25 protein-coding genes are annotated in these 24,831 nt (G+C 67.6%); 16 read left to right on the forward strand and 9 right to left on the reverse strand.

Going from position 1 to position 24,831, the window contains the following annotated elements; translation table 11 throughout:
- Nucleotides 1–11: 11 nt before the first annotated feature.
- The 10 genes from FQU96_RS06535 to FQU96_RS06575 are packed head-to-tail and all read left to right on the forward strand — an operon-like array spanning nucleotide 12 to nucleotide 9,928.
- Nucleotides 12–887: a branched-chain amino acid ABC transporter permease gene (locus FQU96_RS06535; protein ID WP_146540072.1), complete on the forward strand. Its 876-nt coding sequence runs from the start codon at nucleotides 12–14 to the stop codon at nucleotides 885–887.
- Entirely contained in the window at nucleotides 884–1,864 is a 981-nt protein-coding gene (locus FQU96_RS06540; RefSeq protein ID WP_218574629.1) for a branched-chain amino acid ABC transporter permease, read from the forward strand. The genes FQU96_RS06535 and FQU96_RS06540 overlap by 4 nt, the downstream gene beginning before the upstream one ends.
- 53 nt (nucleotides 1,865–1,917) lie before the next feature.
- Nucleotides 1,918–2,643 (forward strand): ABC transporter ATP-binding protein, encoded by a 726-nt coding sequence (locus FQU96_RS06545; RefSeq protein WP_255467922.1) that lies wholly within the window; start codon nucleotides 1,918–1,920, stop codon nucleotides 2,641–2,643.
- Nucleotides 2,630–3,319 (forward strand): ABC transporter ATP-binding protein, encoded by a 690-nt coding sequence (locus FQU96_RS06550; RefSeq protein WP_146540074.1) that lies wholly within the window; start codon nucleotides 2,630–2,632, stop codon nucleotides 3,317–3,319. The genes FQU96_RS06545 and FQU96_RS06550 overlap by 14 nt, the downstream gene beginning before the upstream one ends.
- A gap of 35 nt (nucleotides 3,320–3,354) precedes the next feature.
- Nucleotides 3,355–4,860 (forward strand): FAD-dependent oxidoreductase, encoded by a 1,506-nt coding sequence (locus FQU96_RS06555; RefSeq protein WP_218574631.1) that lies wholly within the window; start codon nucleotides 3,355–3,357, stop codon nucleotides 4,858–4,860.
- Nucleotides 4,861–4,872: 12 nt separating this feature from the next.
- A complete protein-coding gene (locus tag FQU96_RS06560) occupies nucleotides 4,873–6,513 on the forward strand; it encodes an AMP-binding protein (RefSeq protein ID WP_146540076.1) in 1,641 nt (546 codons plus the stop codon).
- Entirely contained in the window at nucleotides 6,510–7,688 is a 1,179-nt protein-coding gene (locus FQU96_RS42120) for a hypothetical protein (protein WP_178130345.1), read from the forward strand. Before FQU96_RS06560 ends, FQU96_RS42120 begins: the two co-directional genes overlap by 4 nt.
- A 4-nt stretch (nucleotides 7,689–7,692) precedes the next feature.
- Nucleotides 7,693–8,109: a Zn-ribbon domain-containing OB-fold protein gene (locus tag FQU96_RS06565; protein WP_178130346.1), complete on the forward strand. Its 417-nt coding sequence runs from the start codon at nucleotides 7,693–7,695 to the stop codon at nucleotides 8,107–8,109.
- Nucleotides 8,106–8,864 carry an SDR family oxidoreductase gene (locus tag FQU96_RS06570; RefSeq protein WP_146540078.1) on the forward strand — a complete coding sequence of 253 codons (759 nt, stop codon included), beginning with the start codon at nucleotides 8,106–8,108 and terminating at the stop codon, nucleotides 8,862–8,864. Before FQU96_RS06565 ends, FQU96_RS06570 begins: the two co-directional genes overlap by 4 nt.
- Before the next feature lie 5 nt (nucleotides 8,865–8,869).
- Nucleotides 8,870–9,928 (forward strand): SDR family oxidoreductase, encoded by a 1,059-nt coding sequence (locus FQU96_RS06575; RefSeq protein ID WP_146540079.1) that lies wholly within the window; start codon nucleotides 8,870–8,872, stop codon nucleotides 9,926–9,928.
- 55 nt (nucleotides 9,929–9,983) lie between these two features.
- Here FQU96_RS06575 and FQU96_RS06580 read toward each other — a convergent pair whose 3' ends face one another.
- Together FQU96_RS06580 and FQU96_RS06585 are read right to left on the reverse strand one after the other, a co-directional pair.
- Nucleotides 9,984–11,081: a Zn-dependent alcohol dehydrogenase gene (locus tag FQU96_RS06580; protein WP_146540080.1), complete on the reverse strand. Its 1,098-nt coding sequence runs from the start codon at nucleotides 11,079–11,081 to the stop codon at nucleotides 9,984–9,986.
- 79 nt (nucleotides 11,082–11,160) lie between these two features.
- Nucleotides 11,161–11,625: a MarR family winged helix-turn-helix transcriptional regulator gene (locus FQU96_RS06585; RefSeq protein ID WP_146540081.1), complete on the reverse strand. Its 465-nt coding sequence runs from the start codon at nucleotides 11,623–11,625 to the stop codon at nucleotides 11,161–11,163.
- Between the two features lie 71 nt (nucleotides 11,626–11,696).
- Between FQU96_RS06585 and FQU96_RS06590 the strand changes: the two genes are divergently transcribed.
- Entirely contained in the window at nucleotides 11,697–12,080 is a 384-nt protein-coding gene (locus FQU96_RS06590) for a DUF488 domain-containing protein (protein WP_178130347.1), read from the forward strand.
- 43 nt (nucleotides 12,081–12,123) lie between these two features.
- The gene (locus tag FQU96_RS06595; RefSeq protein WP_178130348.1) at nucleotides 12,124–12,948 is read left to right on the forward strand and encodes an alpha/beta fold hydrolase; all 825 of its coding nucleotides are present in this window, start codon (nucleotides 12,124–12,126) and stop codon (nucleotides 12,946–12,948) included.
- On the opposite strand, the gene FQU96_RS06600 is transcribed toward FQU96_RS06595, so the two are convergent.
- Both FQU96_RS06600 and FQU96_RS06605 read right to left on the reverse strand, forming a co-directional pair.
- Nucleotides 12,935–13,696, reverse strand: a complete 762-nt coding sequence (locus tag FQU96_RS06600) for a VOC family protein (protein WP_146540083.1) — start codon at nucleotides 13,694–13,696, stop codon at nucleotides 12,935–12,937. The two genes, FQU96_RS06595 and FQU96_RS06600, sit on opposite strands and share 14 nt — an antisense overlap.
- Before the next feature lie 168 nt (nucleotides 13,697–13,864).
- Nucleotides 13,865–14,659 carry an enoyl-CoA hydratase gene (locus FQU96_RS06605; protein WP_146540084.1) on the reverse strand — a complete coding sequence of 265 codons (795 nt, stop codon included), beginning with the start codon at nucleotides 14,657–14,659 and terminating at the stop codon, nucleotides 13,865–13,867.
- 179 nt (nucleotides 14,660–14,838) lie between these two features.
- Between FQU96_RS06605 and FQU96_RS06610 the strand changes: the two genes are divergently transcribed.
- On the forward strand, nucleotides 14,839–15,843 hold the full coding sequence (locus FQU96_RS06610; RefSeq protein WP_146540085.1) for an NADPH:quinone oxidoreductase family protein: 1,005 nt from the start codon (nucleotides 14,839–14,841) through the stop codon (nucleotides 15,841–15,843).
- Between the two features lie 12 nt (nucleotides 15,844–15,855).
- Here FQU96_RS06610 and FQU96_RS06615 read toward each other — a convergent pair whose 3' ends face one another.
- Complete coding sequence (locus tag FQU96_RS06615; protein WP_146540086.1) at nucleotides 15,856–16,440, reverse strand: TetR/AcrR family transcriptional regulator; 585 nt, start codon at nucleotides 16,438–16,440, stop codon at nucleotides 15,856–15,858.
- A gap of 80 nt (nucleotides 16,441–16,520) precedes the next feature.
- Here FQU96_RS06615 and FQU96_RS06620 point away from each other — a divergent pair, with 80 nt between their 5' ends.
- The gene (locus FQU96_RS06620; protein WP_146540087.1) at nucleotides 16,521–17,744 is read left to right on the forward strand and encodes a cytochrome P450; all 1,224 of its coding nucleotides are present in this window, start codon (nucleotides 16,521–16,523) and stop codon (nucleotides 17,742–17,744) included.
- A 251-nt stretch (nucleotides 17,745–17,995) separates the two neighbouring features.
- The gene (locus tag FQU96_RS06625) at nucleotides 17,996–18,835 is read left to right on the forward strand and encodes an STING domain-containing protein (protein WP_146540088.1); all 840 of its coding nucleotides are present in this window, start codon (nucleotides 17,996–17,998) and stop codon (nucleotides 18,833–18,835) included.
- A gap of 42 nt (nucleotides 18,836–18,877) precedes the next feature.
- On the opposite strand, the gene FQU96_RS06630 is transcribed toward FQU96_RS06625, so the two are convergent.
- Nucleotides 18,878–19,807 (reverse strand): LysR family transcriptional regulator, encoded by a 930-nt coding sequence (locus FQU96_RS06630; protein WP_146540089.1) that lies wholly within the window; start codon nucleotides 19,805–19,807, stop codon nucleotides 18,878–18,880.
- A gap of 88 nt (nucleotides 19,808–19,895) precedes the next feature.
- Here FQU96_RS06630 and FQU96_RS06635 point away from each other — a divergent pair, with 88 nt between their 5' ends.
- Nucleotides 19,896–21,200 (forward strand): acyl-CoA dehydrogenase family protein, encoded by a 1,305-nt coding sequence (locus tag FQU96_RS06635; RefSeq protein ID WP_146540090.1) that lies wholly within the window; start codon nucleotides 19,896–19,898, stop codon nucleotides 21,198–21,200.
- Between the two features lie 80 nt (nucleotides 21,201–21,280).
- On the opposite strand, the gene FQU96_RS06640 is transcribed toward FQU96_RS06635, so the two are convergent.
- From FQU96_RS06640 to FQU96_RS06650, 3 genes are all read right to left on the reverse strand, one after another.
- Nucleotides 21,281–22,984 carry a Na/Pi cotransporter family protein gene (locus FQU96_RS06640; protein ID WP_146540091.1) on the reverse strand — a complete coding sequence of 568 codons (1,704 nt, stop codon included), beginning with the start codon at nucleotides 22,982–22,984 and terminating at the stop codon, nucleotides 21,281–21,283.
- A 109-nt stretch (nucleotides 22,985–23,093) separates the two neighbouring features.
- Complete coding sequence (locus tag FQU96_RS06645) at nucleotides 23,094–23,531, reverse strand: hypothetical protein (protein WP_146540092.1); 438 nt, start codon at nucleotides 23,529–23,531, stop codon at nucleotides 23,094–23,096.
- A gap of 147 nt (nucleotides 23,532–23,678) precedes the next feature.
- Complete coding sequence (locus tag FQU96_RS06650) at nucleotides 23,679–24,785, reverse strand: hypothetical protein (protein ID WP_146540093.1); 1,107 nt, start codon at nucleotides 24,783–24,785, stop codon at nucleotides 23,679–23,681.
- Nucleotides 24,786–24,831 lie beyond the last annotated feature (46 nt).

The raw sequence follows: 24,831 nt of genomic DNA on the forward strand, positions 1-24,831 counted from the left end.
GCTGTCTTCACATGATGGATGAGATCCTCATCCAGGCCCTGAGCGGTCTCAGCCGGGGCATGGTTCTCTTCGTCGTCGCCTCAGGGCTGACGCTGATCTTCGGCACCATGCGCATCGCCAACTTCGCGCATGGCTCCTTCTACATGCTGGCGGCTTTCCTGACCTATTCGGTCGCGACGATGGTCGGCGACAGGACATGGGGCTTCCTCGCCGCCCTGTGCCTGGCGCCGCCGATCGTCGCCAGCGTCGGCGCCCTCATCGAATGGGGGCTGCTCAAGCGCATCGCGACGCGACCGCACCAGTACCAGCTCATCCTCACCTATGCCATCACGCTGATCGTCGCCGACGGCATCAAGATTCTGTGGGGGCGCGACTATCGCACCGTGGCGCGTCCCGCCGGCCTCGATGGCGCGATCACGATCCTCGACATGCCGTTCCCGACCTACAACGCCATGCTCATCCTGGTCGGCGTGCTCATCGCGGTCGGCCTGCACTTGCTCCTGACCCGCACCCGCTTCGGCAAGACCATCCGCGCCGCCGTGGCCGACGGCGAGATGATCGGCGCCCTGGGTGTCAACGTGCAGCGCCTCTTCACCGGTGTCTTTGCGCTGGGCGCCGGCTTGGCCGGACTGGGCGGCGTGCTCGCGGCGCCGGTCGGCTCGGTCTCGCTGGGCATCGACACCTCGATCATCATCGAGTCCTTCGCGGTGATCATCATCGGCGGCGTCGGCAACGTGATGGGGGCGCTGATCGGTGCCGTGCTGATCGGGGTCGTGCATGCCGTCGGCATCCTGTTCGCCCCCAAGCTGGCGATCGCCTTCGTCTTCATCGCCCTGTGCGCGGTCCTGCTGATCCGCCCGCAAGGCCTGCTGGGCCGCAGCACATGACCGTCCAGCCCCTGCCCCCTCTCCAGCCGGCGGCCGGCAGCGCTGCGTCGATGCGGACCAAGACGATCATCGGCGGCGGCCTGATCGTCGGGCTCTATCTCCTGCCCTTCGTGCTAGGCGAGAGCTATCTGTTCCTGTCCATCGACTTCCTGATCATGGCGCTCTTCGCCGTGAGCTACAATCTGCTGCTGGGCCAGGCCGGGATGCTGTCCTTCGGCCACGCCGCCTACTACGGGCTCGGTGCCTACACGGTCGCCATCCTGTTCAACAAGCTTGCCGTGCCGGTCCATATCGGCCTGCTGGCCAGTCCCTTCATCGCCGGCGCCATCGCGCTGGCGGTCGGCTGGTTCGCGGTGCGCGTGACCGGCATGTACTTCGCCATGCTCACGCTGGCCTTCGGCCAGCTCCTGCACACGGTGGTGATGGGCTGGTACGGTTTCACCGGTGGCGACGACGGCCTGCCGGTGATGCCACCCGATTGGCTGCTGCCGGCGCGAAACTACTATCTCTTCGTGCTCACCGTGACACTGGTGTCGCTGGCGGCGCTGCGCCTGATCACGCTGTCGGCGTTCGGGACGGCTTTGAACGCCATCCGCGAGAATCGCCAGCGCGCGATCTTTGTCGGGCTGGGCGTGCGCAACTACGAGCTGGGCGCCTTCGTCATCGCTGGCGCCTTCGCCGGGATCGCCGGCGCCATGCGCGCGCCGCTGCAGCAGATGGCGTTCCCGTCCCTGCTCCACTGGGGCCAGTCGGCCGAGCCGGTGCTGATGGCCCTGGCCGGCGGCATCCACACATTCGCCGGCCCCATCGTCGGCGCCGCCATCTTCGTCTTCACCAACTTCGTGATCACGACCTATTCCGAATACCCGCTGCTGGTGTTCGGGGTGATCGTGCTGCTCGTCGTGCTTTACCTGCCTGGCGGCGTGGCCGGCGCCGTCATCGACGCCTGGGAGCGCCTGCGGCGCCGCGCCCGATGACCGTACCATCTCCGAGCCCGGCTCCGAGCATCGTATCGGTCACGTCCGTGAGCATGCATTTCGGCGGCTTCCGGGCGCTGGACGATGTGTCCATCGACCTGCAGCGCGGCGAGATTCACGCCATCATCGGCCCCAATGGCGCCGGCAAGAGCACGCTGCTCAACGTGATCTCCGGCCTGCTGCGGCCGACACGCGGCGACGTGCATTATGGCGACCAGCGGATCACGCATGTGCCGCCGCATCGGCGGGCCCGCATGGGCATCGCCCGCTCCTTCCAGATCACCAGCATCTTTACCGGTTTCACCGTCCACCAGAACGTACAGCTGGCGCTGCTGGCCCAGCGCGGCGACTGCCGCCACCCGTTCCGCCTCACCGGTGAGCGTTACCGCGACGAGGCGCATGAGCTGCTGGCCCGCGTGCAGATCGCCGGCATGGGCGCGCGCATGGGCGGCGAGCTGGCGGCCGGTGACCGCAAGCGCCTGGAGTTCGCCATCGCGCTAGCCGGGAATCCGCAGGTGCTGCTGCTCGACGAGCCCACCGCCGGCATGAGCAGCGCCGAGCGCGAGATCGTTGTCGGAATCATCCGGTCCCTGAGCGCCGAGCGGCAGATCTCGGTGCTCTTCACCGAGCACGACATCGACATGGTGTTCGACAACGCCCATCGCATCACCGTCATGCACCAGGGCCGCCGCCTGGTGCAGGGCACGCCCGCCGCGGTGCGCAGCGATCCGCGCGTGCGCGACGTTTACCTGGGTGAGGGCGACGATGCTCACGTGTGAGGCGATCAACACGTTCTACGGGCCCGCCCATGTGCTGTTCGACGTCGACGTCAAGGTCGGCGAAGGCGACATGGTCTGCCTGATCGGTCGCAACGGCGTCGGCAAGTCGACCTGCCTGAAGTCGATCATGGGCATTGCGCCGGTCACGACCGGCCAGATCCGCCTCGACGGCACCGAGATCTCGGCGCTGCCGCCCTACCGAATCGCGCGTGCCGGCATCGGTTATGTTCCCGAGGATCGGCGCGTCTTCGCCGACCTCACCGTCGAGGAGAACCTCGAGGTCGCCGAGCGGCATGACGGCCCGTGGAACCGCAAGGCGGTCTACGAGCTCTTCCCGGCCCTGCAGGAGTTCCGCGCCCGTCGTGGCGGGCTGCTGAGCGGCGGCCAGCAGCAGATGCTGACGATCGCGCGCACCCTGGTGGGCAATCCCCGGCTGCTGCTGATCGACGAGCCGACCGAAGGCCTCTCGCCGCTGGTCGTGCGCACGCTTGAGGACATGATCCGGGGCCTGAAGGCCAAGGGCCAGACCATGCTGCTGGCGGCGCAGGACCTGCGGTTCAGCCTCTCGGTCGCCGACGTGATCTATGTCCTGGACCGCGGCCGCGTGGCGTATTGCGGCGATCGCGCCCAGGCCAGCGCCGATATCGAGCGCATCCGCCCCATCCTTTCGGTCTAGGCTGGCCGGCAATGACGCGTCCCTTGGACGAGCCCGTGAGCGCCGATATCGTCGTCGTGGGCGGCGGTGGCTCCGGCCTTGCGGCGGCGATCGAGGCCGCTTCGCGCGGCTCTTCCGTGATCCTGCTGGAGAAGAACGAGGCGACCGGCGGCAGCACGGGATGGTCCGTCGGGTCGATCACGGCCACGCGCACGCCCGATCAGAAGCGGCGTGGCATCGACGACAACGCGGACGATCATTTCACCGACCTGGGATTGCTGGCCGGCCGCCTGGTCGACAGGGACAACCTGGCACTGCGCCGCCTGTTAACACAGAACGTGACCGACACCGTCGCCTGGCTGCGCCGGCACGGTGTCGAGTTCTTTGGCCCGATGCCCGAGCAGCCGCATCGCCAGCCGCGCATGCACAACGTGCTGCCGACATCGCGCGCCTATATCTATCACCTCACGCGTGCAGCGCGGCGCGCCGGCGTCGATATCCGCCTCAACACACGGGCCCGGCGCATCCTGCTCGACGGTCCGGCGGCGACCGGCATCGAAGCCGACACGCCCGCCGGCAGCCGCCGCTTCCTGGCCCGCCAGGGCGTGATCCTGGCCGGTGGCGACTACAGCGGCAGCAGCCACTTCAAGGCGCTGTACGGCAATCCTGCCCTGGCCGCCGTTCCGGCCATCAATCGCACGAACACCGGCGATTGCCAGCAGATGGTGCTCGACATCGGCGGCGAGGTCCTCAACGGCGACCTGATCCTGGGGCCGGTGCTGCGCTTCATCGCACCCAGGCGCCGGCGCCTCTTCCAGGTCGTGCCGCCCTGGCGCAGCCTCACGTTCCTGATGCGGACCGCCCTGCACCATCTCCCCGCGGCCGTGATCCGGCCGCTGATCATGCGCTTCATGACGACGGTGATGGCGCCGGAGGCATCATTGCTGCGCGACGGCGCCATGCTCGTCGGCGCGACCGGCGCCGGCATCAACATCGGCGACGGGCCTCCCGGCCTGGCGGTGGCCGCCCAGTCCGGCAACACGGCCTATCTCGTTTTCGATCAGGCCATCGCCGAGCGCTATTCGCGCTGGCCTCATCCGGTCTCGACCGCGCCCGGCGTGGCCTACGCCTATTTCCCGGATTATCGCCGCACCCGCCCCGATCTCGTCCACAGCGCCCCGTCGCTCGCTGCCCTGGCGACACGGACCGGCATGAGCGGCAGCGCGCTGCAGGCCGCAGCCGACGCCCATCGACAGGCCCGTGCATCGGGCGGCGGCGATCTGCCGCCGCCTCTGGCACGCCCGCCCTTCCATGCGCTGGGCCCGATCCAGAGCTTCATCGTGCTGACGGATGGCGGCGTGAAGGTGGGCGACGACCTGCGCGTGATCGTCGAACGGGATCGACCTGTGGATCGCCTGTTCGCGGCCGGCTCCACGGGACAGGGTGGCGTCCTGCTGGAGGGTCACGGGCATCACCTCGGATGGGCTTTCACCTCCGGCCGCATCGCCGCGCGCAACGCGACCGCGCTGGCGCGACGGGTTCCGGCCGATGCTGATGCTTGAGGAGGGACGCAGATGATGATTCCCGACATCTCGGCGCAGACGACACCGGCGGCGCTGGCGATGCAAGCCGACAAGCGCGCCGCTCGGCCGTTCGTGCGCATGATGGGGGCGCCGTTCATCTCCTTCGGCGAGATGGAGCTGCGCACGCGGCGGCTCGCCAATGCGCTCGCCGAGCTGGGCGTCAGCCATGGCGACCGTGTCCTGGTCATGATGCGCAACAGCACGGCCTTCATCGAGACCTGGCTCGCGGTCAACCGGCTGGGCGCGGTGCTGGTCACCGTCAACACCGCCTATACCGGCGCGTTCCTGGTGCATGTCGCCAACAACTCGGCGGCACGCGTGATGGTCATCGACGCGTCGTTCCTGCCGCGGCTGCTGGAAGTCGAGGGGAAATGCAGCCATCTGCGCACGGTCATCGTGGCGCCTCAGGCACCGCGGGCACCCGACAGCCGCCTGACCTTGCTGGCGTTCGACGAGGTGCGCCACGGGCGCGAGACCGGTATCGACGTCAGGGTCACCGGCAGCGACATCGGCGCGATCATCTACACGTCCGGCACGACAGGCCCTTCGAAAGGCGTGCTGATCCCGCACGCGCAGATCTACTTCAATCCCCTGATCTATATCGAGCAGCTCGGGCTGACCGCCGACGATCGCGTGTACACCTGCCTGCCGCTGTTCCATACCAATGCCCTGATCGTGCAGGTGTTCGGCGCTCTCCTGCTGGGCGCGCCGGTCAGCATGGCGGAAATCTTCAGCGCCAGCGGCTGGGTCGACGACATCCGCGCCAGCGACGCCACCGTGACCAACCTGCTGGGGGTGATGACTGAGTTCATCTTCAAGCAGCCCGAGACACCGCGCGATCGCGAGCACAATCTGCGGATCGCGACGGCCGTGCCGATATCGCCGGTGTTCGGCGAAGCCTTCGAGCAGCGCTTCGGCGTGCAGCTGATCGAACTCTACGGATCGACCGAAGCCAACTGCCCGCTTTACATGCCGCGCGATATTCCTCGCCGCGACGGCAGCTGCGGCAAGATCGTCGACGACTGGTTCGAGTGTCGGATCGCCGATCCCGAGACCGATGCCGAGCTGCCGCCCGACTGCGTCGGAGAGCTGCAGATCAGGCCGCGCGCGCCGCACGCCTTCATGGCCGGCTACAACGCCATGCCCGAGGAGACAGTCAAGGCGTGGCGCAACCTCTGGTTCCACACCGGCGACGCCATGAAACGCGACGCGGACGGGTTCTACTACTTCATCGACCGCCTGAAGGACTGCATCCGCCGCCGCAGCGAGAACATCTCGTCGTACGAGATCGAGCAGGTCATCCTCACCCATCCGGCCGTGCTGGAGGCGGCGGTGGTCGGCATCGCGTCGCCGACCGAAGCCGGCGAGCAGGAGGTGAAGGCCTGCGTCGTGCTGCGGCCGCAGAGCGTGCTGTCGCCACAGGCGCTGTTCGCGTTCTGCGAGCCGCTCGTGCCGCGTTTTGCCGTTCCCCGCTTCATCGAGATCTACGGCGAGCTGCCCAAGACCCCGACCCAGAAGGTGCGCAAGCAGGAGCTGCGCGCGCACGGCGTGCGACAGCAGACATGGCAGGCCCCCGCGCCGCCGCGATCGCGGCCGGACAGTCGGCTGCCGCAAGCAGGAGAGAGGCGATGAACCCAAAACCCATGGCCGCGATCGCCGGCATCGGCTGGACCGAGTACTCGCGCAAGTCAGGACGCACGGTGGAAGCCCTGGCGCTGGAGGCGTGCTGGAACGCGATCAACGATGCCGGCCTGGATGCCGCGGATATCGACGGGCTCGTGAGCTACAGCCTGGGTGACTCGGTCACCACGGCCGTCATCGCGACCGACCTGGCGCTGCCGCAGCTCAATCACTTCGCGGACTTCGCCGCCGGCGGCAACATGGCGTGTGGCGCCGTCCTGCAGGCGGCCATGGCGGTGGCCACCGGGCAAGCCAACCACGTCCTGGTCTACCGCGCGCTCAACGGCGCCTCGGGCGTGCGCTACGGCGGCGCCGAGTTCAGCCGGCTGCTGGCCGAGCACGGCGTTCACTCCGACAGCGAGCCGCAGTTCCTGGATACCGCCGGCATCACCATGCCGGCGCAGCATTTCGCCCTGCTCTGCCGGCGCCACATGATCAAGCACGGCACGACCAACGACGACCTGGCGGCCATCGCCATGACCTGCCGCCAGCACGCCATCGACAATCCACGCGCCATGATGCGCAAGCCGATGACGGCGAGCGACTATGACAAGTCGCCCTGGATCGCCGAGCCTTTCCACGTCGTCGATTGCTGCCTGCAGTCCGATGGCGCCTGCGCGCTGCTGATCACCAGCCCCGAGCGCGCCCGCGACCTTGGCAAGCCGCCGGTATCGATCCTGGCCGGCATCCTCGGCGCCAGTCCCAGCAACCGCGGCGCGATGTGGGGGAACTTCTCACCCGATCACGCCGAATGCTACGGCCGGTATCTCGGCGACCGCCTGTTCCGGCAAGCCGATATCGAGCGCGCCGATCTGAGCTTCGCCCAGATCTATGACTGCTTCACCTACAGCGTGATCGGGCAGATGGAGGGCTTCGGCCTGATCGAGCCGGGCGAGGCTGGCGACTTCTTCCGGTCCGGCCATGGCAGCATCGGCGGCCGGCTGCCGATCAACACTGCCGGCGGCCTGCTTTCCGAGGCCTATATCCACGGCCTGAACCATGTCGTGGAGGCGGCAAGCCAGTTGCGCGGCGAAGCCGGCAAGCGCCAGGTCCGCGACGCCACACTGGGCCTGGTCACGGCGGGCGGCGCGACATCGACCGGCAGCGCCCTCATCCTGGGACGATAAAGCTATGCAGCAAGCCACTCTGCCCCATCCCGTCCCCACGGCGCTGAGCCAACCTTTCTGGGACGGCTGCCGGCGCCGACAGATCACGCTGCAGTGCTGCGACAGCTGCGGCCGCTTCCGCTTCTATCCCTGCGAGGCCTGCCCCTATTGCCGGTCGCGTGACTGCACCTGGACCGACGTTGACGCCCACGGCACGCTCTACAGCTGGATCGTCGTGCGCCGCTCGGTCGATGCCGTCTGGCAGGCGCGAGCGCCCTATATCGCCGGCATCATCGAGCTCGATGTCCAGAAAGGCCTGCTGATGCCGGCCATCGTGATCGATTGTCCCGTCGACAGCGTCCGTGCCGGCATGCCGGTCGAGGTCATCTTCGAGCAGACGGATGCATCGACGGTCGTGCCGCGTTGGCGGCCGGTGTCGTGAGCGACGCCGACACCGCGATGCCATTGGCTGGCCGCGTCGCGCTGGTGACCGGCGCGACCAGCGGCATCGGCCAAGCGATCGCGACCGGACTGCTCGCACGCGGCGCGCGGGTGGTGGCGGTGGGCCGCCGCCCCGACCGCCTAGCCGCGCTCGCGCAGGCCGGCGGCGGCGACGTGCTCGGCCTGGCGATCGATCTCGCCGCGCCGGACGCCGCATCGCGGATCGACGCAGCTTTGACCGGCCCGTTCGCCGACGTCGATATCCTGATCAACAATGCCGGTCACGACAGCGGCGGCAATGTCCCTTTCCACGACAGCGATATCGTGAAGTGGGAAGCGGTCGTGCAGGTGAACTTCCTGGCCATGATGCGGCTGACCCGGGCCCTGTTGCCCGGCATGGTGCGGCGCGGTCGGGGGGACATCATCAACATCTCCTCGATCACGACACGCCGCGCGGCCGCGGGCCTGGCCGCCTACGGCGCCACCAAGCACGCGGTCCACGGCTTCTCCGAGGCGCTGCGCGCCGAGTGCGGGCCATTGGGTATCCGCGTCGTCGAGATCGTTCCCGGCGTGGTGCGTACGGAGTTTGCGGCCACGCGGTGGGACGGCGACGACGCGCGCGCCGAGGCGTTCTATCGGTCCTTTCCCAGCCATCTCGCGGCCGAGGATGTGGCGCGCGCCGTCATCTTCGCCCTGCAGCAGCCGGCCGGTGTCACCGTCGCCGAGCTGACCCTGGTGCCGACAAAAGGAGCCTGAGCAGCATGGCCTCCGCCAAGGTCGCCCTCGTGGCCGGCGCACGCGGCATCGTCGGCAGCAATCTCGTCGACCGGCTCCGGGGCCGCGGCGACTGGAACGTGATCGGCATCGCCCGCACGGCAGGCTCCGCTTCCGCCGGCAGCTACCGTCACCTCGCGGTGGACCTGCTTGATTCCGGGCAATGTCGCGGCGCCGCCGATGCCTGCCGCGACGTCACGCATCTCTTCTACGCGGCACGGGCCGGCCGCGCCGATCCGGCCGACGAGGCGCACGTCAACGTCGCCATGCTGCGCAATGTGCTGGAAGGCACCTTGTCGCGTGCGGCCGACCTGACGCATGTCTCGCTGGTCCACGGCACCAAGTGGTACGGCAGCCATCTCGGACGCTACCGCACGCCCGCACGAGAAGACGATCGGCGCCTGCCCCAGATCAATTTCTACTATGATCAGCACGACTATGTCGTGCAGCGACAGCAGGGCCACGCATGGCACTGGTCCACGGTGCGCCCGCATATCGTCTGCGGCATCTCCGTGGGCTATCCCTTCAATTTCATCACGTCGCTGGCCGCTTATGGCAGCCTCTGCCGCGCGCTGGGTAAGCCGCTCGACTTCCCCGGCACCGAGGCTTGCTTCAACTCGGTATCGCAGGCCACGGATGCCGGCCTGCTGGCGGACGCCCTGATCTGGACGGCCGAGGACCCGCGTTGCGACGATCAGGACTTCAACATCATCAACGGTGACTATTTCCGCTGGTGCAATGTCTGGCCGCAGCTTGCCGCGTTCTTCGATGTGCCCGCGGGAGGCTCGACCGACACACCGATCGCGACCTCGATGCCTGATGCGGACGCGATCTGGTCGGCGCTGGTGCGCCAGCACGCGCTCCAGGATCTGCCGCTGGGCGCGCTCGCCAACTGGCCGTTCCTCGACTTCCTGTTCCGGGCCGACTGGGACGACATGTCCTCGACCGTGAAATCGCGGCAGGCCGGCTTCCACGCCGCCATGGACACAGAGGACGTGTTCCTGCGCTACCTGCACCAGCTGCGGGAACAGCGCTTCATTCCCTGATCATTCGCATACGACGGTGCCGGTCGGTAGCCGACCGACACCATCGTTTGCATGCTCAATCGAACACCACCACGCCGCGCGCGACTTCGCCGCCCATCATCGCCTTGAAGCCGTCGTTGATCTGCTCGAGCGTGTAGGTGCGGCTGATCAGGCCGTCGAGATTGAGCCGCTTGTTCATGTAGTGATCGACCAGCACCGGGAAGTCGACGCTGGGCCGCACCGAGCCGTAGAACGTGCCGCTCACCACCTTCTCGCCGAACACCATCGCGAACGGCGAATAGGTGGCGCGCATGGTGAGCGGCGGCACACCCACCGTCACGGCACGGCCGCCGGGGCAGATCGCATCGATCGCCAGCGCCTGGGTCTTGTCGATGCTGACGGCGTCGAAGGCATAGTCGACACCCAGCCCGCCGGTCAGCGCCTTGATCTGCTCAACCACCTTCTCGCCGGTGGTGTTGATGGTATCGGTGGCGCCGAAGGTGCGCGCCATCTCGAGCTTGTTGTCGCGCAGGTCGGCCGCGATGATCTTGCGCGCGCCCGACAGCACAGCGCCCTGGATGATGTTGAGCCCGACGCCGCCGCAGCCGATCACCAGCACGGTCGAGCCGGCTTCGATCTTGGCGTGCCGGGTCACGGCGCCGACGCCGGTGGCGACACAGCAGCCGACCAGCGCCGCCTGCGGCCAGGGCATGTCCTTGCGGATCGGCACCACCATCTCGGCCGGCACCACGACCTGCTCCGAGAACGTGCCGATGCGCGCCATCTGGTTGAGGCCGGTCCCCTTGTGCTTCAGCCGCAAGGTGCCGTCGAACAACGTCGTGCCCGGCGTGTTGTTGCGGCCGATGCACAGCACCGGCCGGCCGGCCGAGCAATAGCGGCACTGCCCGCATTGCGGGCGGAACGAGAAGATCACGTGATCGCCCGGCTTCACCGTGGTGACGCCATCGCCGACCGCATCGATGATTCCCGCAGCCTCGTGGCCCGGCACCAGCGGCAGCGGCGAGGGCCAGTCGCCGTTGATCATGTGCCAGTCGCTCTGGCAGACGCCGGCCGCCTTCATCTTCACGCGCACCTCGCCCGCCTTGGGCGGATCGAGCTCGACATCCACGACCTGGAGCGGTTCGTTGACCTTGAACAGGACGGCGGCCTTCATCGTTTCCTCTCCCTTCAGGGCATCCGGTGATGCAAACGATGTAGCACGCCTTGGTTCCGGCAGACATGCCTCGCTGCTGTTACGGCTCGGTGATGGCGTCGGATACCAGCGCCAGGCGGCACGCCTGATCGACGGGAAACACCTTGGCCAGCGCCGCGTGCGCGTTTCGCCACGCGACAATCGCTGCTTCCAGGCGGCGGGCACCCGTTTCGGTCAACCACACCATGCGCCGGCGATGGTCGGGGCCGACGATGGCGATCTCGACCAGCCCCGCCTCGCTCAACGCCCGCAGGTTGCGCGACAAGGTCGAGGGATCGAGGTCCATGCGCGCGGCCAGGCCGCTCAAGGTGTCGTCGGCGGTCACCGCGATCTGCGCCATCAGCCCGACCTGCGCCAGCGTGAGGCCGGTGCCGCCCATGCGGTCCTCCAGGAACTGGGTGATCCGCCGCGCGGTGAGACGGCTGTTCCACCCGGCGCACGCAGCCAGCATGGCGCCGGCATCGGTGCGCAAGGTCTTGCGGGGTTGTCTTCTGCCATCACGCATTGCATGTATCTACAATCTTTGTATATACATTGGAAGCCATAACGCAGGCGATCGGTTCGGGGGCATGACCCATGGCGGCACGCAAGACGGCGGCGCGAACGATGGTGCAGGTGAAGCGCGTCTACGAGGCGCCGGCGGCCGGCGACGGCTGGCGTGTCCTGGTTGACCGGCTGTGGCCGCGTGGCATCGCCAAGGAAGCGGCGCGGATCGATCTGTGGCTGAGAGACATCGCGCCCAGCGATGCGCTGCGCCGGCGCGTGCATGCCGATCCCTCGACATGGGACTCGTTTGTCGCCGATTACGCCTCGGAACTCACCAGCCCGCCGGCGGATGCCGCCGTGACGATCCTGCGCCAGCACATTGCCCAGGGGCCCGTCACCCTGCTCTACGCCGCCCGTGACACGGCCCGCAACAATGCCGCCGCGCTCAGGGCCTGGCTGGAGAAGAACCCGTGAAGCCTCGACACTGCGGCGAACGACCTGCAGAGGAGAACTGGCCATGCCCACGTTGACGCTGCCCACCGGCGCCACGGTCGCGTACGCCGAGACCGGCGGCGGCACCCCCGTGATCCTGGTTCACGGCTCGCCCGGCGAAGGCCGTTCCTGGGGGCGCGTCGCGCGGCACCTGGGTGACGGGTTGCGCCAACTGACGCCCGACCTGCCGGGTTACGGCCAGTCGACGCCATTGCCGGATGCGACCACGCCAGCGGCGCGCACAGCAGCCATGGCGGATGCCGTCAGCGCGGTCATCCGCGCCTGCGATGCGCCGGTCTATCTCTGCGGCCATTCCTACGGCGGCAACGTGGCGCTGCATGCCGCCGCCGCAAACGCCGCGATCGTCCGCGGTTGCGTGCTGCTGGAGCCGGTGTTCTTCCGTGCCCTGGCGCTCGCCGGCGACACGACGACGCTGCAGGCGGCGACGACCTATTTCAGCGACTACATCGCGCGGGTCCAGGCCGGCGAACCCGAGATCATCCGCCGCATGGTGGATTTCTGGTTCGGCGATGGCGCCTATGCCCGCCTGCCGCCGCCAGTGCAGCAGTTCCTGGCCGGTGCCGCCGGCAGCAATGCCCGCGATGTCGCGGGCTCGATGGCTGAAGCCCTGTCGCGCGATGCCCTGGCCACGCTGCGCGCACCGGTCATCGTCGGTTACGGCGGCGCCAGTCCGCCTGTCGTTCCCGCGATTGCCCGCGCACTCGCGGGCATCCTGCCCAACGCCCGGACCACGACGATCGAGCAGGCAACGCACGGCATGCTGGACAGTCACCCCGAACAGGTCGCCGGCCTGATCCGGCAGCTCTGCGCCGACGCTACACCAGGTTGATGCGGCAGCCGCACACCTCGACCTGGGTGTCCGAACGTCGCTTGCCGCGCTTCTCCGCCGCCGCCAGTACGCGGCCCCGGTCGGCCGCCTTCACATCGTAGGCCGACACACCCGGTCCGCGGCCATCCGCGATGGCGACGAAGCGGATCTCGCCGCCGTCGATCGCCAAGCGGTGCGCCCCACCCGACGTCGTGACCGGACGTGACAGGATGCGTCCCCACAGCGCGGCCGCCTCGACCGGATCGGTGGCCTGGATCTCGACTGCCGCCAGGCCAGCGGTTACGTCGCTGCGGCGATGCTTGAGCCAGCCTGTGCTGGCGGGCGGCCAGAACAGGGCGGCGTCGGAGTCTGCAGGCGCCACCACCGAATCGATCGACAGCAGCACGCCGGCGGTATCGCTGGGGTGGAAGTGCGTATAGCGATAGTCCGGCAGGTTCTTCTGCTCGACGGCGCGGATGCCGAGCCCCGTTACCCGCTCGCGCTCGGTGATGGCATCGGGCACCTGCAGGATCACCATGTAGCCGCCATCACCGCTGCGGCGGTCGATGTAACGGCCGGCCGACGTGCCTGCCTTCTCAGGTGCGACGATTTCAAGGAAATCATCGCCGATCGGGCAGACGACGTTGGCGAGGCCCCATTTGCCGACACCCGGATCGCGATAGGCGACATCGATGCCCAGGATGTCGCACAGCTCGGCACGCGATGCCTCGAGATCGCGCGCGACGAAGACGCATTGGCGCAACCGCATGGTTTCCTCCCTTTCTTCACCTCTCCCGCAAGCGGGAGAGGTCGACGAGCGCGCAGCGCTTGTCGGGTGAGGGCCTAAGGACTCTATACCGCGTACTCGGCCCCTCACCCTCCCATGGCGCCGCGCGCCATGGGCCCCTCCCTCTCCCGCTTGCGGGAGAGGGTTTCTTCACCGTCCCACGAACACCGGGGCACGCTTCTCCACGAACGCGCGCGCGGCTTCCTTGTGGTCCTCGGTCTCGCCGGTGCGGATCATGCGCGCCGCCTCGCTGTCGAGCGCCGCCGACAGCGTGCCTTCCTCCGCCACCTTCATGTTGTGCTTCACGTGCCACCACGCCACGCGCGGACCAGCCGCCAGCTTCTTGGCGAACGCCATGGCCTCGGCCTGCAGCTTGTCGTCATCGACGACCCAATTGGCCAAGCCCAGCTTCTCGATCTTCTCGGCGTTCAGGATCTCGGCCGTGAAATAGAGTTCGCGCGCCTTGGCGGTGCCGACCAGCTTGTGCAGGAAGAAGTGCGATCCGAAATCGCCGGAGAAGCCGACCTTGGCGAACGCCGTCGTCATGCGCGCGCTGCGGGCGGCAAAGCGCATGTCAGCGGCCAGCGCCAGCGACAGGCCGGCGCCGGCGGCAACGCCATTGACCACGGCGATGGTCGGCTTGGGCATGTCGTGCAGCATTTCCGACACGCGCATGCGGGCGCGCAGGTCGGCGATCTTGGTTTCGTGCGATGCGCCTTGCATGCGCCCGCCGGCGGCCATCGCCTTCACGTCGCCACCGGCACAGAACGCTTTCTCCCCGGCGCCGCGCAACACGACGCAGCCGACCTCGGGATCCTCGGCGCCGCGACGCAGGCCCTTGATCAGCCCGTCCATCATGTTCGCCGACAGTGCGTTCATTGCTTCCGGCCGGTTCATCACCAGCAGCAGCACGCCATCTTCCAAAGTCTCGATCAGCTCGGCCATCGCGTTTCCTCCCGAGGGGTCCATACGGTGGCCGGCATCGTGCGCCGAAGCGGCGCACGGACGCAACCGCAGACCGGCGTCGCGCTGCGAAACACCCGCGTCCGCGCCGACGAACGTGAGCCTGGACTGAGCACGCCGGCAATGTATTGGTGATACCAGCATCACACAGGAGTCGTTCGATGCGTGCCATGATCTGCCGCCAGTGGGGGCCACCGGAATCGCTGCGGCTGGAGGATGTCGCGCGCCAGCCGCTGCGGCCGGGCCAAGTACGCATCGCCGTGCGCGCGGCCGGCGTGAGCTTCGGCACATCGCTGGTGATCGCCGGCAAGTACCAGCGCAAGCCGCCCTTCCCCTTCGCACCCGGCACCGAGGTCAGCGGTACGGTGATCGAGACGGCGCCCGACGCCACGACCTTCAAGGTCGGCGACGCCGTCTATGCCGTCCTGGACTGGGGCGGCTTCGCCGAGGAAGCCGTCGCGTATGAGGTCACCGTCTTCGCCAAGCCGCCCTCGCTCGACTGGGCGCAGGCCGTTCCGCTGTCGACGTCGTATCCCACGGCCGGCGCCGCCCTGCTGTGGCCGCAGTTCATGGACCTGAAGGCTGGCGAATGGCTGCTGGTGCACGCCGCGGCCGGCGGCGTGGGCATGGCCGCGGTCGAGATCGGCAAGATCGTCGGCGCACGGGTCATCGCCACGGCCGGCGGTCCTGACAAGTGCGCCTTCGCGCGTGCCCACGGCGCCGATCATGTCATCGACTACCGCGCCGGCGACTTCCGTGAAGCGGTCCAGCAGATCACCAGCGGCCGTGGCGTCGATGCCGTGTTCGACCCGGTCGGCGGCGATGTCTTCACCCAGTCGCTGCGCTGCATGGCGCCGGAAGCCCGGATCTGCCCGATCGGGTTTGCCAGCGGTACCATCCCGTCGATTCCAGCCAACATCCTGCTGGTGAAGAACCTCACCGTGGTCGGCCTGAATCTCGGCTACTACCTGGGCTGGAGCCCACATGACGCCCGCTTCGAACAGGCGGCCCGCATGGCCGACCTGCACCGGCGCCTGCATGCCGGCGTCGAAGCCGGGGCATTACGCCCGCACGTCGATCGCACCTTCGCCTTGGAGGACGTGCCCATGGCCTTCCGCGCCCTGCTCGACCGGCAGGTCATGGGCCGCATCGTCGTCGCGATGTAACCGGCAGGCCGCCTACGGGCGGCGCAGGGACTGCACGACGGCGCGGGCGATGTCGGCGGGTGAGCGGACACCGCGTCGGTACCACGTCGGCGTCCAGTTGAGCGCACCCAGAACATGCAGGCGCAGCAGCTGGCGGTCGACGTCAGGCGGCAGCGGCAGATCGGCGATCAGCACCGTGAAGTGCTGCTCGTAGGCGTCGCGTCGCGCCACCAGCCGGCGGCGCAGTCGTGCCGGCACGTGCGACAGGTCGGCGGTCAACACCCGGGCAAACGAACTGTCGGCCAGTAAAGCCTCGAGATGGCCGACGCATGCCGCCTCGAACCGCGGCCATGGCCCGACCGCATCCGCCAGCGCCCGCTCGACCGCGGCGGTCACCTGCCCCACGCCCAGGGCATACAGTTCCTCGATCAGGGCGTCCTTGGAGTCGAAGTGATAGTACATCGAGCCGGCCAACATGCCGACCTCGCGTGCAATGTCGCGCATCGACGCCGCCTCGAAACCACCATGGGCAAAGTGCCGGGCCGCCGCCATCAGCAGCGCCAGGCGGCGATTTGATCGGGCTGCGGCGGCCGGAGCCGGCGAACGCGTGCGGGGCATGACGGCATCCTAGCAAACAAACACTTGTTTGGTAAACAGCGAGACGCTAGCCTGCTGGCCTTCTCCAGACGGTGCCGGCCATGTCCTACGTTTTCGATCTCGGTAACCCCATTACGACCGCCGATCCCTTCCCCGAGTTCGCCCGGCTGCGGCAGGACGACCCGGCGCACTGGTCGCCGGCCATGAAGGCATGGATCATCACGCGCTACGACGACGTGCGCCGGGTCACGCTCAACAACCAGCAGATCTCGGCCGATCGCCTGACCCCGTTCTTCAAGGCCAATGCCGAGTTCCAGCGCGGCGGCATCGAGAACCTGGTGCGCTACCTGAACCACTGGATGGTATTTCGCGATCCGCCCGACCACACCCGCCTGCGACGGCTGTTCAACAAGGTCTTCACGCCCACCGCGGTCGAGAACCTGAGGCCCAACATCGAGAACATCGTCGGCCTGCTGCTCGACGACATGGCCGCCAAGGCGGCCCGTGGCGAGACCGTCGACTATATTGCCGACTTCGCCTACCCGCTGCCGGCGACCGTGATCATGGACATGCTGGGCGTGCCGCGCGAGGACCTGCGTGACGTCAAGGTGTGGTCCGACGATATCGCGCTGTTCATCGGCACCGCGCAGGTCGCCGGCAACAAGTACCTGCGGGCCGAGCAGGGCGCGCGCGCCATGTCGAGCTACTTCCGCTCCCTGGTCGAGGCCCGGACCGCGGTGCCGGCCGACGACATGATCAGCAAGCTGGTGCTGGCGCGCGACGCGAACGATGCGCTGACCACGGATGAGATCATCGGCACCTGCATCCTGCTGCTGTTCGCCGGCCACGAGACCACGACGAACCTGATCGGCAACGGGTTTTTCTACTGCATGCGCTTTCGCGACCAGTGGGAACGCCTGCTGGCCGACCCGTCGCTGGCGGCCACCGGGGTCGAGGAGTGGTTGCGCTACGACGGCCCATCGGGCGCTGTGGCGCGCGTCGCGGCGGCGGATGTCGACATGCATGGCCGCACCATCCGTGCCGGCCAACGCGTCTTTGCTTTCGTCAACGCCGCCAACCGCGATCCCGAAGCCTTTGCCGACGCCGAGTCGTTCGACTTGTCGCGTGATCCCAATCCCCATCTGACCTTCGGCCACGGCATCCATTTCTGCCTCGGTGCGCCGCTGGCCCGGCTGGAAGCGCGGATCGCCGCGGTGCGGCTGGCGGAGCGTTTCCCGCGCATCCATCTGGCGATTGCAGCGCCCGATTGGCACGATTCACTGATCCTGCGCGGCGCCAAAGCGCTTCCCGTGATGTTGGCGTGATTTATGCCATCGCTATGTCGGGAAGAATGCGTAAGCGACCGAGTTCGACGTTTGAACCTCGCCAGGTCTGCCTATGATGCGGCTTGGGAGGACGTATGGACACACCACGCATCGTCATCTTGGCATCGCGGGCTGGCGAAGCGGTCGCAAGCGTTCTGCAGAAGCTGCTGATAGGCAACGGCCTGGCCAGCACGTATCTCGGATCGACAGAGCCGACCCTCGGCAACGGCCCCATCGACAGCCCTCGTCGCATGTCGCTGCGCAGCGATTTCGGAATCCGCGTCATTCTGCCGAACGACGTGGACGGCCCGCTATCGACTCGTGACGGCGTCGTCTACGACCTCGGCGTGATGTCCGGCGCGGTGGGCGTCGGCCGCTGCATCGCGCTGCTGGTCAATGTCGGGGGCATCAAGCCCGATCTGAGCGGCCTGGCGGGCCTCGTGGTCGACAATGTCACTCTCACTCCCAAGGCTGACATGGTCGCGCAGTTGCGCCCCTACGCCGGCTTGCTGGCCGATCGGATTCGCGACCTGGACAGCGGCAGTGCCGCTTTTACGATGCGACCGTCTACCGGATTGGCGGTCCACTATTTTGTCAGTTTCTTGGCACCGGTACTGGAGGCGTTGCGCGCGCGACGCACGGTGGTCGTGGTGGAGCCCGACCGACCCGGCCAACCGCATTGCACGATCGTCCAGGTGTCTGGGCGCTTGGCGGTGTGCCTTCCCGAGAGTCCGGAACGCGCCACACGCGGCGCCTGGCTGTCGCTGGCCCGCCGGCTCCAATTGAAGCGGGTGCAGTTGCGCGTCGGGCCTGAGCGCGAGGACGGCGCGCCGCGCAAGTACGAGATGTGGATCGATCCCGCCGGAGCGCTCTACGACGCACCTGCCGCCGTGGTGAGTGCGATGGAAAGCGTCCGCCGCGTCGTTGTCGACAGCACGGGACAGGACCGGCTGCCGGCGCAGACCCATGCCCTGCACAACTTCAGACGCATGCTCTGGAATCTCGGCAATGAACCCGAGCAGGCCTGGATGCAGGACCGCCTCGATATCCTGAACTGGAACGAGCTGGAGCATCGGGCCACCGGTTCCTGAGGCCCTGGAAGCGCAGGCCGCTCACCCGCGCATGTTTCGGCGCTACGCGCCTCGCGGGCGGAGCGCCCGCGCTCCCTCCAGCGCATCGAGCAATTGCGCGCGCAGCCACCGGTTGGCCGGATCCTCCTCGGCGTGCGCGTGCCAGTACAGGAACGTATCGAAGCTCGGCATCTTGAGCGGCAGCGGCAGGACCTGCGCCGCGGACGACTTGACGAGGATGCGCGCCAGCGGCTCTGTCATGGTGCACAGCAGGTCGGTTTGGCTGACGACACGGGCTGCCGCGAAATAGTGCTGGCAGCGCAGCCGCACGTGCCGGTGCAGCCCGCGCCGGCTCAGTTCATAATCCTCCAGCGCCTGCCCACGCCGGCGCGAGCTGACCACGATGTGCTCCTGCGCCAGATAGGTCTCGAGATCGACCTTGCCCTTGACCTGCGGATGGCCGCGCCGGGCGATCACGGCCAGCGGCTGCGGCGCGATCCGCGCACGGTGGACGCTGTTGGGTACTGGCAACAGCACGTCGATGGCGACGTCAATGGCACCGGCCGCCAGCTCCATCTCCAGTTCGCGCCGGCTGGATTTCACGACGGCGATGTCGATGAACGGCGCGCGCTGCGCGACGACTTTCATCAGCGGCGGCAACACGACGGACTCCAGGACATCGCGCATGCCGATTGTGAAGCGTGTGCGGGCGGTGGCCGGATCGAACCCGCTGACCCGGCTCAGCGTGGCGCCCAGCCCCTGCAGCGACTGGCGCACCGGCCCGATCATCTGCCGCGCCACCGGCGTGGGCACGATCGACTGACCCTGGCGTACGAAGAGCGGATCGTTGACGGCGCTGCGCAGGCGGGACAGCGCGTGGCTGACGGCGGGCTGCGTGAGGTTGAGACGACGGCCGGCCGGCGTGACGCCGCCCTCGGCGTAGATCGCCTCGAACACCACGAGAAGGTTGAGGTCGACCCGGGATGGATGCATGGAATTCATCTCCAGACATTCGATCAATTCATTTTTTTGATGTTACCGCTTCGCCTATGGTCCCTCAATCGTTGCGAAAGGAACCATCATGGATTTCCGGCCTTCCGACCGTGTCGTTGAACTGCAGGGCAGGATCGAGCGCTTCATGGCGGCGCACATCTACCCCAACGAGGAAGCGCTCTTTCGCAGTGCCTTCAACCAGCCCGACGACTTCCGGCAGTGGCAGCCCCTCGAGTTGCTCGAGGATCTCAAGGCCAAGGCGCGGGCCCAGGGTCTGTGGAACCTGTTCCTGCCCGAGAGCGCCCGCGGCGCCGGGCTGACCAATCTCGAGTACGCGCCGCTGGCTGAGATCATGGGCCGCTCGTGGTGGGCGCCGGAGGTGTTCAACTGCGACGCCCCCAACACCGGCAACATGGAAGTGCTGGAGCGCTACGGCACCGAGGCCCAGAAGAAGCAATGGCTCGAGCCGCTGCTCGACGGCCGCATCCGCTCCGCCTTCGCCATGACGGAGCCGGCGGTGGCGTCGTCGGATGCGACCAACATCGAAACCGACATCCGCCGCGACGGTTCGGACTATGTCGTCAACGGCCGCAAGTGGTGGACGTCGGGCGCCGGCGACCCGCGCTGCAAGATCCTGATCACCATGGGCGTCAGCGATCGGCACGCCACCAACCGTCACCAGCGGCAATCGATGATCCTGGTGCCGACCGACGCACCGGGCGTTCGCATCCGGCGCTATCTGCCGATCTTCGGCGTCAGCGATGCGCCGCACGGGCACATGGAGACCATCTTCGACAATGTGCGGGTGCCGGCCGAAAACATGCTGCTGGGTGAAGGCCGCGGCTTCGAGATCGCGCAAGGCCGCCTTGGTCCCGGCCGCATCCATCATTGCATGCGCATGATCGGGATCGCCGAACGGGCGCTGGAACGCGTCTGCCGCCGGTTGAGCGAACGCGTCGCCTTCGGCCGGCCGATCGCCGAGCAATCGATCTGGCGCCAGCGCATTGCCAAGGCACGCTGCGATCTGGAACAGGCGCGTCTGCTGACCCTGAAGGCTGCCTGGATGATGGACGAGGCCGGCAATCGCGTCGCCAAGGCCGAGATCGCCATGATCAAGATCGTGGCGCCGCAGGTCGCCAGCGAGATCATCGACATGGCGATCCAGGCCTTCGGCGGTGGCGGCTTCGCCGATACGGTGATGACCATGGCCTATGTCTATGCCCGCATCACGCGCGTGGCGGACGGCCCCGACGAAGTCCACGCCGACCAGCTGGGCCGCTTCGAACTGGCGAAACACGCGGCGCACGATGCGGCGGCAACGGGCGGCTCACCCCAGGTGATGATCGCCCAGGGCAAGGACTACGAGCGCCCCTTGCAGATGGCGGCAGAGTAGCCTTTCCGTCCCCCAGCTTCGCTGGGGTCGGATCCCCTCCGGCCCTTCGAGCCACCTCCCCACTGCGTGGGGAGGGATTCCTACGACACCGCCGTCTTCCCCTGGCCGACCGAGCCGTTGGCAGGATGCTCATCGCCCACCCGCAGGCGCGTTTCGGCCAATTCGCCGGCGGCCTCGAGGATGGGATAGGCCACCGATGTCAGGTGGCCGTTGATACGCTTGAGGTCGCGCACGATGTCCATGTGAATGGCGCTGGTCTCGATCGATTCCGGCCGTCCCTCGCGCAGGCGCGCGAAATGGCTCTCGGCGGCGCGATGCTCGGCCTCGCGCAGCGCCGTCTTGCCCGCCATCAGCCGGCGTGCCAGCGCCAGGTCGCGGGTCGCGAACACGTTGAAGGCCAGCCTGAGATTGTCCATCACCAGGCCATGGAAGGCGCGCAGCTCGTCCATGCCCTCGCTGGAAAACGCCAGGCGGTTCTTGATCTTCTTGCCCGCCAGCTCCATCAGGTTCTTGTCGATGATGTCGCCGACATGCTCCAGGTTGGTGACGAATGTCAGGATATCGGCCGACCGCTGGCTCTCCTCCAGCGAGAGTTCGGCCCGCGAAGCACTGATCAGGTAGAGCTTGATCGCCTCGTAGAGGCGGTCGACCGAGTCGTCGGCGCGTTCCACGTCTTTCATCAGCCGCGCATCGTCACGGGCGAAGACGTCGATGGTCTGCCCCAGCATGCTCTCGATGCGATCGCCCAGGTGCAGTGTCTCGCGCATCGCACAGGCCAGCGCCTCGCCCGGCGTCTCGAGCGCATGCGGATCGAGATAGCGCGGCTGGCCGGGATCGTCGGTGGCCGGCACGTCCGGCAGCAGGCGCGTGCAGGCCCAGGAAACGATACCGATCAACGGCAGGCCGACGATGGAGGCCGCGATGTTGAAGGCGAGGTGGAAGTTCACCACGGCACGTGCCGGCGTCGGGTCGATCATCGCCAGCCACGGCACCAGATTGGTTGTCAGGAACAGGACGGCCAGCGCCGGCAGCAGGCGCATGGCGAGGTTGCCCAGCGCCACCCGCCGCGCCGCCGGCTGGCTGGCGGTCTGGTCGATGAAGGGACCGACGGCACCGCCGACATTGGCGCCGAGCACCATGGCCAGCGCCACCGGCAGGGCAACGACGCCGGCAGCCGTCAGCGACATCACCAAAATCACCGTCGACAGGCTGGAATGGACCAGCCACGTCATGATGCCGGCCAGCAGGAACGCCAGGACCGGCTGATCGTGCAGCGCCCCCAGCACGGACAGAAACAGCGGCGACTGGCGGATCGGCGCAATGGCCGCGCCCAGCATCTCCAGCGACAGCAGCATCAGCCCCAGGCCGATGGCGATGCGGCCCACGTTCTTCACGCGATCCGAACTGCCGCCGGCCATGAACGTGAACACACCCACGGCCAGCGCCGCCGGCGCCAGCCACGACACGTCGAACGAGAACACCTGCGCCGTCACTGCCGTGCCGACATTGGCGCCCAGCATCACCGCCAGAGCGACCGGCAATGCCACCAGGCCGCGGCCGGCGAACGACGACAGCAGCAGCGCCGTCGCCGTGCTGCTCTGCAACAAGCCGGTCACGAACACACCGGCGCCGAAAGCCATGAAGCGGTTGCGCGAGCAGGCGCTGAGCGCCCGCCGCAGCACGGCACCGAATGCACGGGTCATGCCGGTGCGCACCATGCGCACGCCCCACAGGAGCAGCGCCACGGCACCGACAAACTCGACCAACAGGTGGAATCCACTCATCGTCTCGACCACAAACTTTGCGCACGAACACGCGCACAAGGATTCATGACGAATTTGTTACAGATATGACGTCGTTCCCCTTCACGCAATGCCCGGGAGCGCGTACGGCTCAGCGCCGCCCTCCCCCCGAAGCACTGCCGCGGATGTCGATCAGCTCGCGCCAACCCGGCATGTGCATCTGCGATGTGACGACCGGATCGTCGAGGGTAAAGACCACGCGGTCATCGGCGACCCACGCGACGCCGACGGCGTCCGCCGTGGCGCCCTTGGGGGCTGTCGCACTGAAAGAGGCACGTATCGTCGACCCGACGCGATCACGGCAATCCGGCTCACCCGAGGATTGCTCGAAGACGGCGCCCACCAGTTCCTTGTCGGCTTCGTGGTGCGCACAATACATCAGCACCGCGATGAAGCGGCCGCTGGGCGACGCCTTCCTCTGCAGCACTTCGTTGACGGGCGCAGTGCAGGCGGCGAGTACCGCCAACGTCACGACGGAGAGGAGGAAGGGTAACCAGCGACCAAGCCAACCTGCGACGCGCGTGAACACGATATCGGACCAGTTCCTTCTGCGGGCGCTGCGAGCGCCGCACTGTAGATTCCAAACAAAGGACGACGGGCTATCGTACATCGATTCAGATAGGACGATCAAACGCCGGGGCTCGCGCCAAAAGCCCTCACCGCCGGGTACCGCACTCTACTCCACCCGCTTGAATTTCTGGGCGCGACGGCCGAAGCCGACCTCGGCGGTGTAGAGGTTGCCCTTGCTGTCGATGGCGATGTTGTGGACCCACTTGAACTGGCCGGCCATGCGCCCGCCGCGGCCCCACGCCGACAGCGTCTCGCCGCTGTCGCGCAGCAACGTCACGATCTGGTTGTTGGCGCCGTCGGCGACGAAGATGAACTTCTGCGCCGGGTCGCTGGACAACACGAGATCCCACACCGAGCCGTTCTGCAACGTCTGCGGCTCAACCCGGAATTCGCGCACGTAGCTGCCGTCCTTGCGAAAGACCTGGATGCGATCGTTGGCGTGGTCGCACACATAGACCAGGCCGTCATGGCTCAGCCGCACGCAGTGCACGGGGTTGGCGAACTGCGCTGATGGCGGGGATTTGGGATCGTAAGCCGACGCCCCAGCGTCGCTGGGTGCCTTGCCGTATGCGCCCCAGTGCCGCTTGTAGGCGCCGGTCCGGCTGTCGAAGACGATGATGCGGCGATTGAGGTAGCCGTCGGCGACATAGAGTTCGCTGGCTGGCTCATCGATCACCATGTGTGCCGGCTGCCCCAGCTGCGTCGTGCTGTTGGAGCCGCCGGTCGAGCCGGCCTTGCCGATCTGCTGTAGAAACTTGCCGTCGCCGGTGAATTTCAGGATCTGGCTGTCGCCCGGCGCATTGCCCGCGATCCAGACGTTGCCGTCCTTGTCGACGAAAATGCCGTGCTCGCTCTTGGGCCATTCATAGCCCTGCCCCGGTCCGCCCCAGGACCGCAGCAGCGTACCCTCGCCGTCGAACTCCAGGACCGCCGGCGCCGGTGCGCAGCACTTGGTGGCCGGCGGCGTCAGCATGGCGCCCTTCTCGTCGTCGACCAGCGTCGCCGGCCGGTGCAGCACCCAGACGTGATCCCGGCCATCCACCGCGATCCCGGAAACCTGACCCAGGATCCAGTTGGCGGGCAGCGGCTTGGGCCAGAATGGCTCAACGACATAGCGCGGCGCGTCATCGGCACGTGCCGCCGGCTGTATGGTAAGCCCGATCGCTGACAGGGCAGCAACGATGGTGAGAAGAGCAGCATGGCGTGCGGGCATGGCGGCCTCCTGCATGGCGATCTCCGCTACGACAGCGAATGACCGG

It is taken from the genome of Reyranella sp. CPCC 100927, assembly GCF_007859315.1.
Lineage (GTDB): Bacteria > Pseudomonadota > Alphaproteobacteria > Reyranellales > Reyranellaceae > Vineibacter.